The following is a 15,084-nucleotide window of genomic DNA, read 5'->3' as shown; positions in this document are numbered from 1 at the left end:
GGAAAATTTGCTAAGTCTGACTGTTATTTTTCGAGCTTTACAAAAACTGGAATTAAGCCGTAAAATAAACAAAATATTGAACAGTAGACAAGCAGCAACAAAAAAAATTGCCGAAATTAAGAGTATAGTAGCGGTAAAAGGTAAAAGATATAAAGCAATAAATCAAACTTGATATTTTTATATAAAATAGAAGTAATACTAGGTTTATACTAGGTTTGAAAAGAACTCATACAAGTTCAGATAATGGTTGCAAATAATATGAAAGTCAAGCATTTTTATAGGTAAAAAAGTTGCAGTAATTTAAGCTATAACTAATAAAAAAATAGTAGCTATTAACGAGGATAAATAATTTAATTTTACTATTAACATTTGAAGCATTTATTGAGTATTTTTTACTACTTAAATTATGGTTAGAGGAGTTGTAGTTATGGATAATTTACCTGCACACAAACTAGATTTAATTGAAGATATAGTTGAATTTATAAGGGCTAAAGTCCTAAGTTTATCTCCATACTCTCGTGACTTATTCCATTGAATTATGGTGGTTGCAATTGAAATATTTTTGACGAAGTTTTTTTTCAACTTTAAGCATTTAAGTCTTATTTAAAAGTTGATAGTATCATGTCCGGATAATCAGTGATCAAAAAAACTAACGACTGTAAGTACCAATTCTATCATTCTGCTGAAAGTCACAGAGCGTCCTGCCTTATTGCCTCCAAAGTTTAAGTATTCAACGGTACATGGTATAAGTTTTTACTTATAAGCATTTCTAGTCATTACTTTCCTAATTATATTCTCAATTATAAATGGCTACAAGCTTTTATTTTCGTCATTATTGAGAATGATACTATTAAATTGCTGAGTCAGTGATTTTCATAAGTCACTCTATTACTGGATTTTAGATACTTTAATTATTACCTCCAACTATAACACAAATGGTTTATATAACCATTTATGTGAACTTGGTGTTAATAAATCATTAATTTTGAAAAAAATGGTTTACTAAGTATTTCTACTATACCCTGTAATAATGGAAAATACTGTATGTAGAAAGTCGGTTCTGGTATTTAATTTTGCGTGGAACTTATTTATTTTTATTTTACCATGCTGATAATCAAATAAGGAAGGGCAAGGCTAATCACTTAATATTCAGGTAAGCGGGGGGATGGTTCTTCGTTGTTTAATAACTGGGAAATATCAGGATAAAAGCGTTCCTGCAATTGGACAGATGTTTGATTTTGATGATTAATTTCTGTTTTTAGCTGAATATTAGGAGTAGTTTCTGATTTTTGCTGTTTAGCTGCTTTAGCTTTGGCCAAAAGATCTACTGCATCTGCTAAGGCATTTGTTAAACTTCTACGAGTATTTCCATGACTGGTTTGCTCTTGCTGAAGACATTTGGTTAATTCCTGGAGTTTTTCAAGATAGCGATCGCGTTCTTGACTCACCTCAATAATTTTGGCCTTAAATTGATCCAAGGTTTGTAAATCTTCAATTTGCTCTTCAATAGTTGTCATAACTTCATCTCTATTGTCTTTAGCAAAAGAAAAACCTTTTTGTAGTTTCTGAAGTTTGGTTTTTAAGTTATCAATAGTTTCTTGACTCTGTTGAGCTTCATTTCTTCGTTGTTTAGCCTCAATATTATATAGCTTAAGCCACTTAGAAACAGTATCTTGAGTTACATTTACTTTTGTTTGTAGCTCAACTATTTTTTCTTGAAGAGCTTTAATTTCATTTAACCATGGGGTTATATCCTGAGTCATATCAGATTTGAGATTCTAAGGTGTCCATTTAATTGAGTGATACTTTCAAGTCAGGTTACCACTACAATTTTAAACTAATTTTGAATTAATTTGTTAGTGGCAAAGAGGTTGTGATTAGGTAGTAGACAAGAAGGAATAGGGAATAGATAGTAGGTAATATTTTTGATACCCTTTATTATGGCTAATTTTGGATTACAATTAATTTAATATTTTATAATAATTCTAGTTTATAAAAAAGACTTATAATTCATCCTTACTCCCTATTTTATATTTTCGTTACTTAAATATATTTAGCACTATATAAATAGAACTCACCTACGCTTATATTCTATTTCTACAAAAAAATCATTGTTTTTAACATTCATAACCCAAAATAAAAAAACTAGATTTCTGGGCTTGCTTTGCATAAGTCAAGCTCCAAGTTAATATCATTACTTATAGCAGTTTTCATGATTCAAGAAATACACACATTTTTTGTTTTCAAGGCAGAAGCTATAAAGCAGAGGGGAGAAGTTTTGTAGTCATAAAGTGAAAACCACTATAGGTAGAAAACAAAATTTATTACACCTAGAGGAATAACCCAGGATAAATATTTCATCTCAAGTAGTTATGAAAATAAAATCAAGGATAAAGGGCTAGATATATTCCAATTTATTCCCTACTACTGCTAGTACCCTACTATATTAATAATAAGTATTCAACTGAAAAAAATCAATAATTTACTTTGGTCAATATTTCGAGATTGATCAATTTATAATTTGTAAGCATTCAGCTATCAGCTATCAGTTAAACAGGTAAGCATAGATAAAGATAAAAAAAAATCTCAAAAATAATTGGTAAACAATTTATCAAATATTTATCACCATTTTGAATCTACTTTACTATTTTACAGATAACTAAACTCAAATAGTTATCAGTTATTACTCATTATCTAGGCAGAAGTAATTAGTCTTCAAGGAGAATTAAAAGTTATGTTTCTACAGTATCAACTAGGAAATGAAATTGGTGATAAGCTAACTTTTGATAATTCCTTGAATATGTTCAAAAGCTGAATTGCAAACTATTCTGCACCGAATATATAAATGCTTACTATAATTAATTTTTACTTTTAAGTTGTAGTTACTCACTCATTTATTCTCAAATACCCATAATTTTTATGATATTTTTTATGTAAAAGCAATGAGATTTATAAATTTTCTACGTAACTTTAATTGTGTAACATTGCGGGAATTTTTAAAGCGCACAAATAGGCGACATTTTTTATATTTATTAACTCTAATTGCTCAAAATAAATATAGGTTTTTATTGGCAATATTGAATGCTATCATTAAATATATACTAAGAGGAATAACCCACTTTTTTGATTTTATTCTCCATCTGAATTTCACGACTATTAAGGAAGTCTTTAATTGTGTTGCTAAAAAGAGATTATCAGGTTTATCTGCTGAGATGGCCTATAGTGCTATGCTAGCTTTATTTCCTGCATTATTAACAATAATTGCGGCAATTGGAGTCTTTGAATCTTTGAGTTCAATCCTTTTTCAAATGGGAAGTTTACTAATAGATATAGTGCCAAATCAAGTGCAAGATTTAATTAGCAGTGCTGTCTATGAAATTCAGAGGTCTCCCAACAAAAAAATATTTTCTTTCAGTTTTATTTTATCGATCTGGCTATTTTCTAGTGTACTTAGTTCTGCAATGGCAGCACTTGATGAAATTCATCAAGTTCCTCTTGATAAAAAAAGACCTTTTTGGAAAGCAAAGTTAGTTTCTTTAGGACTGACTATTGGTACTCTAATACTATTAATTATTGCCTCTGGATTAGTATTAGTTAGTGACTTAATTGTATACATGATTTCCCGACAAAGTTGCTTACTAGAAATTTTACCTAACTGCCCTTCTGATCAGGTTGCTAGTTGTTTATTTCAAAAACCTATTAATAATTGTGTTTTAAAGTTGCGATTATTAGAGACTTGGAATCAATTAAGATGGCCGATTACTTTAGGAATAGTATCAATAGCTTTTGCTTTTGTTTATCGTTTTGGCCCGAGTTATAGAAGGAAAGGTACACCTATAATTCCTGGTGCAATTATTGCAGCATTAATGTGGGCAGCAGCTTCTAATTTGTTTCGTTTATATGTTTTTTATTTTGGTAATTATAACCGAATTTATGGAGCTATTGGTACTTTTATTATTTTGTTGTTATGGTTATATATTAGTTCATTTGTAGTGTTAATTGGATCACAATTAAATGTAACAGTAGGAGAAGTAATGGCAAGAGACCGAGAATTATAAAGAGTAAAAAATAGTATAAGTAAATATTTGAAAAAAGTTGTAGTTACCGTGGTCTTTGTAATAGACTAATGACGCCAGTTACTATGGATATAAAAATTAGAAATAAAAGCACTCCTCCTGGTAAAAATGAGAGGACTTTCCACCCTCTTAGGATCCATACTAATAAAGTTAAAATGCTGAGAATACCAAAAACATAGGAAAATTGGGTAATGAGAAAGTTGTAATTTTTGCTCATTAATTTTAGTTAATATGAATATATAGTGTTTTTATTCGGGATGTGAAAAACTCGCGCTATTAAAAAGGGAATAGCTTTAAGGGCACTCTTAAAATAGTAAAGAAGGAGAAAAGCATTAAATAGTAGCAAAAGTAGGATATAAAGTATTCGCGCTCAGGGCTTTTTTCTTAGAATCATAAAAAACCTGAATATAGATTTATATCTGATTTAAAAAAAACAATATGCACTTTATTCTCAAAAATATTGTCACTATTTTAGCTAAAGTAACTTAGTACCTATATAGCCAATGATTATTTTTCCTGGTCCTAACTCTTCAGAAAAATAAAGTCGCCAAGCACCAGGAGTCATCCGTAGATGCCAACTAAAAAGACTTTCTTTAGTATCCGGACATTTAATAGTTAGTTCTTGTCTAAACTTTTGAATTCTTGAGTCACTTTCTGGAGTTGTTTTGCTTGGTAAAATATTGGGATTAAAAGCTCCATTTTTCCAAAGTTTACAGTATTTTTCTAAGTCTAATAACCGTTTCTTTATTTGTTGCAAAATTAAGTCGCCACTCTTTAGTTGTTGTAACTGTTGTTCTACTTGTTCACAGAAGATTAAATTCGGAAAAAATTCTTGTCTTCTTTCCCATAAGACTTCTCCATCAACTTGCCCGGCAAATAATTTATTTTCGATGTGGTTTTTAATCCATTCGGTATGTTGTTTTACATGGCGACTGCGACTAGCATGAACAATTTTTTCGGACTGGTCAATTAACTCTATATTTTCGTCTAATTCTGTTACCTGAATATCCAAAAAATCTGTATCCCATTTGGGTTCAGATAATAAACTAACCGCAAGATAATCACTAATTAAAGCAAAATGAAGACCCTCTACTAATGTTCCTTGATGCCGAACTTCAGACACATCAAATTTATTTTTAATTTCTGGGACAACATCCTCACAAAAAGGAGCTTTTAGAGTTAGACTACGGAAAAATCTACGCTCCTCTAAATCTACTATTTTGTCGTTACGCAAACTTGCTATAGGATAATCACAAACAAGTTCTATATTGTTAATATTACTGTGAGTCCGAAGTATCAGTCTTATACCTAGGCTTTTTACTTGGCGTAAAGTTTGAATTAACTCTGACATTAATTTTTGCGCTGTGGAAATATCAGCAATAGGAGTCTGTAGAGAAAGTTCATTAAGCGCCATTTCTAAATCTATATTTATTATTCCCTGGGTTCCAAAAGAGCTTCTAAACTATTATCCCACTCATCAAAAAAACCTTCTGGCCATTTATCGATCCGTCCGTTTCGATCTATCTGTGGGGATATAACTTCAGTGATAAATTCTCTTCCTCGTTTTTGGCTGTCAAAATAGTGTAATTGAACTTTTTTAGGGTCAACTTTTTCTCTATAAACTATTAATCTAATTCCATTTAAAACATGGTCGCTGTGAGTTTCAACTACAATTTGCATTCCACAACTAGCAGCAAGAGCTAATAATTCTCCCATTTTTGCTTGACCTTTCGGATGAAGATGTGCCTCAGGATTTTCTATTATAATTAAAGTTTCTGGTGGGGATGAAAGAATAGCTACAATAATTGGTAAAGTGTAACTAATTCCAAATCCAACATTAGTAGAACGATAAGGGTTACTATCTCCATAATAATATTGAAGACTGATTAAATCTATATCTTGTTTAACATTTATTTGTAAGTGTGTACCAGGGCTAATTTCTCCCATCCAAGCTTCAACTTGATCTCTTAAAACTAGGGATTTTGCTTGTGAATGTCCTAAGCTACGATTTGGTATAGTTTTACTTTCATTTACAGATAAAAAATGGGCTGTGTATTCTCCTTTAGTGGCTAAATTTTCTAGTTGTTGAAATTGGAAATATGACATTTATAAAAATAAGTGAGGACCTAAACATTCAGCTTGCAGATAGTGAATTTTTTTATTAAAAAGACTGGATTTATAAATATTAAAAGCAACAGATGGCGAGTTAAGATTTAGAACATCTTTTTCTCGGTCATAAGAGAAATTCTAAACTCCTCGAACGCCATTTTGCCAGACAATTTCAAAGCTAATAAAATCGTCTTTTGCTCCTTCAAATAGTACATCTTGAGCAGTACCTATAGGAATTAATTCACCATTTAGAGATAAACCTTGATTTTCAAAGAGACCTTGTTGATAAGATTGACACATTAATAGTAATGCTTGTAAAGTAGAAAATTTACCAGTGCTATTCAGACCAGAAAGTAAAGTTAACGGTCTAAATGATAGAGATTGATTAGAAAAAGGTTTAAAATTTTTTAGACGTAATAAACTAATCATTTAGAACTTCCTCGATAATTTTTTTAATAGTTTTAAAACGATATTCTATCTTATCTTGAGCTTGAGATATCGACATCAAAAATTCTTTGTCATCATCTATATATTTGGCAAATTTATCTAATAATTCTGGCTTCCGATTTTTAAGTTTCTGAATCTGTTGAGAATTAAGCTGACTAATATGAAATGACCAAGTTTCACATAATGCTTTATTAACTGGATTTTTTCTTTGTTTTTTTGGCTTGCGGAAAGCTTCGTTGCCAAATATTTCTTGGCAAATAATCATAGTATTTCTAAATTTATTTTCAAGTGTTTTAATTTCCGAATCAGATAAACCATTAATTTTTTTCATCGCATTATCTAAAAATTCTTCTCTGCCATCTTTTGTATAATTTTCATAAGAATTAGATGTAAGCATAACTGCTAAAGCACCTAATACAAATTCTCTATCATCCATACGTTTGAGTCGTGATTCACCAAGCTTAATAATATTAGTAAATTCTGGAGATTTAGCAAGGTAAAATAATAATTTGAGGACTTTCCCAGGATTAAGAGCATGGCGTATTTCTTGAGGAGTTAAACGTTCTCCTCCTGTATTAATACGTTTAAAAATATTATACTTAACTTTAGGTGGTGTACCTGCCGCAATTAGATAGACAGTAACTTGAGTTTCTTGAATACGACGTTGATATTTACGAGGTAATTCTTCATAGCTTTTATTATTAAGTTCTTCCCCAAGATATTCTAAACCTGTTAACCGTAAATTATTATTACTTTTAATCATAAACTGCTTTAAAGCTGAAAGTCTTTGCAATCCATCTACTACTAACCAGTTGTCTTCATTAGTACCATCAATATAAAAAGCTGGTAAAGGAATCCTAATAATAATAGATTCAATTAATCTACTTTTAACGTCATCTTTCCATATATCAGAATGACGCTGAAAATCTGGAGCTAAATCAAGAACTTTTTCATCTATTCTTCTCACCAACTGTTCAATTGTAGGTTCTCTAGTAATAATATTAATTTCCTCCGGCTCGTAAATTAAGTCATCCTTTTCATATTCTTCCTCTTCATCATTTTCTTCCTCTTGATATTTGTCTGAATTTTCTTTATTTACCATATATTTTACCCCCTCTTTTTTGTACTTTGATTATACCATCTGAGATTAAATAAGATTGATAACTTTTACTTAAAACTGACAACTACTATCAAGAAGTATGGTATTAATACTGTAAGTATTAATTTGTCAGCCATTAACTATCAGCTATAAGGAAAAATTACCCACTAATGATAATTAAAATTACGAAAGGAAAAAGATGATAAACCAAACTTCTTTATTTATTAATTTTATACATATTTTGTGCAGCATTACTAAGGAAAATAGATCGAGCTAATAGCTAAATATTTACTTAAAACTAACCTTTAATTTGTACTATTTATGCAGAGATTAATTATTAATGTCTGAATATAAGCGATCGCTCACCTAAAAAAAATTAATCCCTATAAAAATTTTATGCCTAAATACCAACTAATTTCTCCAATTATCCTCCTAATACTTATTTCTATTATAATATTTTGAGAATATGTCAGAAATTGAATAAATGATCCTATTGATATTTAGATTAATTATCAATACCTGAATCTGAGCAAAAGCTCAACTATAAAAAATTTAATCCCCCTAAAAATTTCATGTCTAAATCCAAATCAATTTACCGAATCATTACCTTAACACTAATGGCAATTTTCACCACAATCACATTTGTATTAGCATCTAATCAAATTAGTAAATCTGCACAAAAAACAGAAATTCGTGGTGTTTGGATAACCAACATTGACAGCGAGGTTTTATTTTCTAGTTCAGAGACAAAAACAGCAATTAATCGTTTAGCAAATCTCAACTTCAACACACTTTATCCCACTATTTGGCAAGGTGGTTATACTCTCTATCCTAGTCAAGTAGCTCAACAAGTATTTGGCAAATCATTAGATCCTGAAACTGGTTTACAAGGACGAGATGTTTTACAAGAAATTATTAGTGAAGGACACGAAAAAGGTTTAACAATTATTCCTTGGTTTGAATTTGGTTTTATGGCACCTGCAGATTCAGAATTAGCAAGATTACATCCTAATTGGCTGACTAAACGTAGGGATGGAACTACTATAAAAATGGAAGGAAAATATCCTAGAGTTTGGCTTAATCCTTTTCATCCAGAAGTGCAACAATTTATTTTAGATTTAGTCATAGAAATTGTGACTAAATATGATATAGATGGAATACAATTTGATGATCATTTTGGCTTACCTTCTGAATTTGGTTATGATGATTTTACAGTAAAATTATATGAAAAAGAATTTCCTGGTTTATTGCCTTCTGATGATTATAAAGAAACTTTTTGGGTTCGTTGGAGAGCAAATAAAATTAATAATTTTATGGAGCGGGTTTCTAAAGAAATAAAAGCGATAAAACCGGACTATATTATTTCTGTATCTCCAAATCCTTTACACTTTGCTTTATCTGCTTATTTGCAAGATTGGTTTACTTGGGAAAGGGAAAAATGGATTGATGAAATTGTTTTACAGGTTTATCGTCCAGATATTAAACGTTTTATGAATGAGTTGGAACAAACAGAGGTAAAATTAGCAAAAAATCATATCCCTTTTGCTATTGGAATTTTGACTGGTTTAAAAGATAATTCTACTCCGATAAAGACAATTGAAGAACAGGTAGAAGTTGTGCGGAAAAGAAATTTTGCGGGAGTATCATTCTTTTTCTATGAAAGTTTATGGAAATGGGGAAAGGAGTCAGAAAATATCAGAAATAAAAGTTTTGAGGAAATGTTTAAACATAAAACTTATAGACCATATATATCTGGTTAAAAGAAGGAATAAAGTAAATTTTTTCCTCTCAAGTCAATACCAAGACTATTTAATTTTAGGACAAAGCGTCACTCCATAAATTAGAAATAGCTACTCTAACTTTTGTATTTTTTGGCTAATATTAGACTGAATAAATACTAGAAGGTAAAAGGTACAAATTTTGCAGACTTTGGTGAGGAAAAATACTGGAGCTAGTAAATTTTTATCTCTTAGGTAAATAACTAGACTTTCATAAAAAAAATGATGAAATTATATTATGTTTACCTCAGAAAGATTTTACTGAAGTAACTTTAGAATAAGATGTACCTATTCTCATTTGAGTTACACTTTTTTTCTAGTATATTTGGCACAACTTGCAAAAATTATTCCCTTTGAAGCAAGTAGAATTACACTTTCTTTAGCATAGAATTTTTATATTTATAAATCCCACACATCTAGGAAATAATAATTACTATCTCCTACTATTTAAGACCCATAATTTTTACTCTAAGGTTTTTTCTATAAATTTACCTATTAAAGATATTAGACGACGACTTTCCTAAACTTCCATTATTATTGATTAAATTTGAGATAGTTGAGATTTAGTCAATAGATAATTACTCACACCACTGAAAACTACCACAAACATTGATAAGACTATGAATAATATTCTCCAAATTATCAAGTTTATTTATATTATTTTTATCTCTAATTTCAAAATTAATTTAATTACTATTATATTTAAGATACAGGGATAGTAAAAAAATCCGGGAGTTCAAAAGCTTATAGTTGAGCCTAAGTATTAATAGATAAGAAAAAAAAGAATATGGTAGAATTATTAGGTCTTTTAAAGAATATAAATATATGCACCGAATAGCAGCTATCCCTGGTGGTTGGAACCCTCAAGCAGAAGGAGTAATTTTTATCAAACAAACTCCCGCACCAATAATATTTTTAACTGCTGCAGATACAGATATTCAAACATTAGCAGCAGCAGTTAATAAATTACCTTTTGATTTTCCGCAACTGCGAGTTGCTAATTTACTTCACTTACAACAACAGTTAACTATTGATACTTATGCTGATGAAATTTTATCCAAGGCAAAAGTAATTATTGTTCGACTTTTAGGGGGGCGTTCCTATTGGTCTTATGGCTTAGAAGTATTGCTAGAAGTGATAGAAAAAGAACGGGCAAAACTAATAGTTGTTCCTGGAGATGACCGCCAAGATCCAGATTTAATTAGTCATTCTAATGTTTCAATTTCTCTAGTTAATCAATTCTGGCAATATTTAATAGAAGGTGGGGTAGATAATTTTGTTAATGGTCTCAAACTTGTCGCTAATATTTGTCTGGAAAAGAATTATGATTTTGTCTCACCTATATCAGTACCACGAGTCGGAATTTATCCTAGGAAAAAAGAAGAAAAAAGCACAAAAGCAAAAGTCGGAATATTATTTTATCGGGCTCATTATTTATCTGGAAATATTGCTCCTATAGATGCTCTTTGTAAAGCTTTAATAGAAAAAAATTTAGATCCTGTTCCGGTATTTATTTCTTCTCCTAGAGATGTAGAAGTACAAAGAGAAATATTGGAATATTTTCAACCTAAAAATACTGAAGCAATTCAATTATTGTTAAACACAACCAGTTTTGCTGTCTCTGTTGTAAATGATCGAGGTTTAGAGAGAGAAATATATACTAATCATCATTTATTAAGGCAGGGAAAAAATTTAGATATACCAGTTTTACAAGTAATTTTTAGTGGTGGTAACTTTGAGCAGTGGGATAGTCAATTTCAAGGTCTTTCACCACGGGATGTGGCAATGAATATTGCACTACCAGAAGTAGATGGAAATATTATTAGTCGTGCAGTTTCTTTTAAAGCAATTCAAACTTGGAATTCCGCTTTAGAAACAGATGTAATTAGTTATTTTCCGCTTGAAGATAGGATTGAGTTTGTGTCAGAATTAGCTGCTAATTGGATTAAGTTACGACAAACTCCAGCGTCTCAACGTCGCATCGCATTAATATTAGCAAATTATCCTAACCGTGATGGTCGTCTTGCTAATGGAGTGGGGTTAGATACTCCTGCCAGTTGTGTAGAAATTCTTCAAGCTTTACAAGAAACTGGTTATTATTTGGAAAGTATTCCGACAACAGGGGATGAGTTAATTAAACGTCTGACTTCTGGAGTAACAAATGATTGGGAAAGTCGTGATTTACGTCCGGTTTTCCAGTCTTTATCGTTGGCAGAATTTGAAACATATTTTGCTAGTTTGCCGGAAGTGATACGAGAAAAAATTATTCATAGATGGGGAAATAAGAATGACACGAACTTGAGCACAGATGTACAGATTAATTCTAGAGTTATTCCTCTATCTTTTATCAAATCTATATCTAGTTGTTTTTCAGAATTTCAGAAAGATAGGGAAGTAAAAGAAATAAATAATTTTCCCATTCCAGGACTTCAACTAGGAAATATTTTTGTCGGTATTCAACCTTCCCGTGGTTATGATATTGACCCTAGTTTAAATTATCATGCTCCAGATTTAGAACCAACTCCTAATTATTTAGCTTTTTATTATTGGTTAAGAGAAAAATTTAAAATAGATGCAATTATTCATGTGGGAAAACATGGAAATTTAGAATGGTTGCCAGGTAAAAGTGTCGGTTTATCTCAAGAATGTTTTCCAGAAATAGCACTCGGTGCTTTGCCACATTTTTATCCATTTATTGTTAATGACCCTGGAGAAGGTTCTCAAGCTAAACGTAGGTCTCAAGCTGTAATTATTGACCATCTAACTCCACCTATGACTCGTGCTGAAATTTATGGATCTTTACAACAGTTAGAAACTTTAATTGATGAATATTATGAGGCGCAAAATTTAGACCCATCTCGGTTATCTGTGATTGGAGAAAGGATAATTAATCTCATAGAAAAAGAAGGTTTAGATAAAGATTTATCCTTTTTACAAAAAGACTCAGACTTCCTTTCAAATTCTCAGGCAAATAGGGATAAATTTTCCACAGAAGTAGAAAACGTAAATTATAATTCTATTCCTCCTTTCGAGCAAAATAAGGATAAATTTGTTAGAGGAAAAGAAAGTGTAATTTCCGACTTATCTAGTTCAAAAGAAGATTTATTGACATCTTCATTATCTCTAAAAATAGGAGATAAATTTGGAAATGATGAAAATGCTATATTTGCAAAATTACTGACTAATATAGATGGTTATCTTTGTGAATTAAAAGAAGCACAAATTCGTGATGGTTTACATATATTTGGTCAATCTCCTCAAGGTCAACAACTGCGAGATTTAATCATAGCCATTGCTCGTCATCCTAGTACCACACGTTTAGGTTTAACTCGTGCTTTAGCTGAAGATTTAAATTTAGACTTTGACCCTCTCACTGACGATTTTGCTACAATTATTAATCAGAGCTTAGTTATAGATGAAAAATCTTGTCGTACTGTGGGTGATGCTGTTGAGTTATTGGAAGAAAAAGCAGCTAATTTAGTGGGAAATTTAATTGAAAAAAATCTGATTAATTCTCCCTTACAACAGACAAATAAAGAATTAGAATGGATTCGCCAAAAACTCCTACCTTCTCTGCAAAAAACTAATCAAGAAATAGTCAACTTATTAATAGGATTAGATGGTAAATATATCCCTAGTGGTTCCTCCGGCGCTCCCACAAGAGGTAGACCAGATGTTTTGCCGACAGGTCGGAATTTCTACTCTGTAGATATTCGTGCTATTCCTACAGAAACTGCTTGGAGAATAGGGCAATTAGCAGCAGAAAATTTAGTTGAAAGATACACTCAAGAAAATGGGGAATATCCTCAAAGTTTAGGGTTATCAATATGGGGAACTTCGACGATGCGAACTGGTGGAGATGATATTGCTGAAGCACTTTCTTTATTAGGAGTAAAACCAGTCTGGGATAGACCTTCTCGCAGAGTTATTGACTTTGAAATTTTGCCAATTTCAATATTAGGAAGACCCCGTGTAGATGTAACTTTAAGAATTTCTGGTTTCTTTAGAGATGCTTTTCCTAATATTATCGATTTATTCGACCAAGCTGTTATTGCTGTAGCTAATTTAGATGAACCTGAAACCGAAAATCCTTTAGCTAGTCAAGTCAAAAAAGAAGTTAAATATTGGCAAGATTTAGGGTTAACTGAAGTTCAGGCAAAAGCACGTTCTCAATATAGAATATTCGGCTCTAAACCAGGAGCTTATGGTGCTGGTTTACAAGGTTTAATTGAATCTCAAAATTGGCAAGATGACCAAGATTTAGCTAGAGCTTATATTAATTGGAGCAGCTATGCTTATACGGGAATTAATAATAGTTATAATCCCGAAAAAAGAGTTATAAATTCTCCCGAAGTATTTTCCCAACGTCTCCAGCAAATGCAGATAGTTTTGCATAATCAAGACAATAGGGAACATGATTTATTAGACTCGGATGATTATTATCAATTCCAAGGGGGAATGACTGTTGCAGTTCGTGCTTTAACTGGTAAAAATCCTCATACTTATTTTGGAGATAATTCTCTGCCAGAAAATCCTAAAGTTAGGCAATTAAAAGAAGAAATTGCTAGGGTTTATCGTTCGCGAGTTGTTAATCCTAAATGGATAGCTGGAGTTATGCGTCATGGTTATAAAGGAGCTTTTGAAATGGCAGCTACAATAGATTATTTATTTGCTTATGATGCGACGGCAAAATGTGTAGAAGATTTTATGTATCAAGGAGTAGCTGAAGCTTATATTTTTGATGAAAATGTACAATCATTTATTCAGGCAAAAAATCCTTGGGCATTGCGTGATATGGCAGAAAGATTATTAGAGGCAAATCAACGAGGTTTATGGCAGTTAGCTAATCAAAAAACTTTGGATAAATTGAGGGCTATTGCTTTAGAAGCAGAAGGCATAATTGAGGCTAATATTTGATGTAAATAACTCTTAGTTAATCATTATCAATTCAAACAAAAAAACTTTCGCCAGAGGAATTTATTATATTATTATATTTTTTATAAAGAATTTAAAAAAAATATAACTATATCAGATATGATGATATTAATAATACAGAAATTAAACGAGATCTAGAGCAAAAAATTCAAACTAAGTTAAAGGATATAAAAAAAGTTGAATAGCACCTAAATGATAAATGGCAAAACGTAAAATAACTTTATAAGCAAAGTGAATCTCATCTGAAAACTTTTACTATGGTTTAACCAATAATTCCGAGATTAAGAAAATTAAAGTTATCAAAATATCTTGCTTTAATCTAAGTTAAATAAGGAGAATATCCCGAAAATATAACCTAATTTTTAGAAGAATTTATACTTAAATTTTTATGCGCATTAAGAGGATAATAATTTACACCTAATCAGTCTAATGTCTAAGATATTAATTGTAAATTAATTGTTTCTAAGATTAAATAATAGGAAAATAAATGATAAGTATACTAATAAAATGATTGATAAAAATAATTATTATTGAGTTTTTGTGCATAATTAAAAAAACTCTTAAATCCAAGTTAAACTAATACTAGTAATAATTACTAAGAGGCAAAAATGACAACAATTTTACCTAGAGAAAAAAAGAT

Annotated in this window: 8 protein-coding genes; 3 read left to right on the top strand and 5 right to left on the bottom strand. The window is 30.7% G+C overall.

The genetic code is table 11. The features are described from left to right. Nucleotides 1-1,142: 1,142 nt before the first annotated feature. On the bottom strand, nt 1,143-1,763 hold the full coding sequence (locus TERY_RS00580; RefSeq protein ID WP_011610032.1) for a hypothetical protein: 621 nt from the start codon (nt 1,761-1,763) through the stop codon (nt 1,143-1,145). Between the two features lie 1,179 nt (nt 1,764-2,942). Here TERY_RS00580 and TERY_RS00575 point away from each other — a divergent pair. Further along, complete coding sequence (locus TERY_RS00575) at nt 2,943-4,058, top strand: YhjD/YihY/BrkB family envelope integrity protein (protein ID WP_011610031.1); 1,116 nt, start codon at nt 2,943-2,945, stop codon at nt 4,056-4,058. Nucleotides 4,059-4,551: 493 nt separating this feature from the next. Here the strand turns inward: TERY_RS00575 and TERY_RS00570 are convergent, their stop codons facing one another. The 4 genes from TERY_RS00570 to TERY_RS00560 all read right to left on the bottom strand — a co-directional run bounded on the left by TERY_RS00570 (nt 4,552) and on the right by TERY_RS00560 (nt 7,734). Further along, nucleotides 4,552-5,490 (bottom strand): hypothetical protein, encoded by a 939-nt coding sequence (locus tag TERY_RS00570; RefSeq protein WP_011610030.1) that lies wholly within the window; start codon nt 5,488-5,490, stop codon nt 4,552-4,554. 17 nt (nt 5,491-5,507) lie between these two features. Continuing rightward, nucleotides 5,508-6,182, bottom strand: coding sequence for a DUF3696 domain-containing protein (locus TERY_RS35855; RefSeq protein WP_011610029.1), 675 nt, complete (start codon nt 6,180-6,182; stop codon nt 5,508-5,510). Between the two features lie 141 nt (nt 6,183-6,323). Next, nucleotides 6,324-6,614, bottom strand: coding sequence for an AAA family ATPase (locus TERY_RS35850; protein WP_011610028.1), 291 nt, complete (start codon nt 6,612-6,614; stop codon nt 6,324-6,326). Continuing rightward, nucleotides 6,607-7,734, bottom strand: coding sequence for a GmrSD restriction endonuclease domain-containing protein (locus TERY_RS00560; RefSeq protein WP_011610027.1), 1,128 nt, complete (start codon nt 7,732-7,734; stop codon nt 6,607-6,609). Before TERY_RS00560 ends, TERY_RS35850 begins: the two co-directional genes overlap by 8 nt. 569 nt (nt 7,735-8,303) lie before the next feature. On the opposite strand from TERY_RS00560, the gene TERY_RS00555 reads away from it, so the two are divergent. Both TERY_RS00555 and cobN read left to right on the top strand, forming a co-directional pair. Beyond that, a complete protein-coding gene (locus TERY_RS00555) occupies nt 8,304-9,491 on the top strand; it encodes a family 10 glycosylhydrolase (RefSeq protein ID WP_011610026.1) in 1,188 nt (395 codons plus the stop codon). Nucleotides 9,492-10,334: 843 nt separating this feature from the next. Then, nucleotides 10,335-14,426, top strand: a complete 4,092-nt coding sequence (cobN, locus tag TERY_RS26830) for a cobaltochelatase subunit CobN (RefSeq protein WP_011610025.1) — start codon at nt 10,335-10,337, stop codon at nt 14,424-14,426. Nucleotides 14,427-15,084 lie beyond the last annotated feature (658 nt).

Source organism: Trichodesmium erythraeum IMS101 (assembly GCF_000014265.1).
In the GTDB taxonomy this organism is placed as follows: Bacteria; Cyanobacteriota; Cyanobacteriia; order Cyanobacteriales; family Microcoleaceae; genus Trichodesmium; species Trichodesmium erythraeum.
This window is presented reverse-complemented; position numbering and strand designations above follow the sequence as displayed.

What these genes read in the sequence shown, in the direction of transcription:
- TERY_RS00560 (WP_011610027.1), bottom strand. Translation starts at nt 7,734, where the DNA reads ATGGTAAATAAAGAAAATTCAGACAAATATCAAGAGGAAGAAAATGAT.
- TERY_RS35850 (WP_011610028.1), bottom strand. Translation starts at nt 6,614, where the DNA reads ATGATTAGTTTATTACGTCTAAAAAATTTTAAACCTTTTTCTAATCAA.
- cobN (WP_011610025.1), top strand. Translation starts at nt 10,335, where the DNA reads ATGCACCGAATAGCAGCTATCCCTGGTGGTTGGAACCCTCAAGCAGAA.
- TERY_RS35855 (WP_011610029.1), bottom strand. Translation starts at nt 6,182, where the DNA reads ATGTCATATTTCCAATTTCAACAACTAGAAAATTTAGCCACTAAAGGA.
- TERY_RS00575 (WP_011610031.1), top strand. Translation starts at nt 2,943, where the DNA reads ATGAGATTTATAAATTTTCTACGTAACTTTAATTGTGTAACATTGCGG.
- TERY_RS00580 (WP_011610032.1), bottom strand. Translation starts at nt 1,763, where the DNA reads ATGACTCAGGATATAACCCCATGGTTAAATGAAATTAAAGCTCTTCAA.
- TERY_RS00570 (WP_011610030.1), bottom strand. Translation starts at nt 5,490, where the DNA reads ATGGCGCTTAATGAACTTTCTCTACAGACTCCTATTGCTGATATTTCC.
- TERY_RS00555 (WP_011610026.1), top strand. Translation starts at nt 8,304, where the DNA reads ATGTCTAAATCCAAATCAATTTACCGAATCATTACCTTAACACTAATG.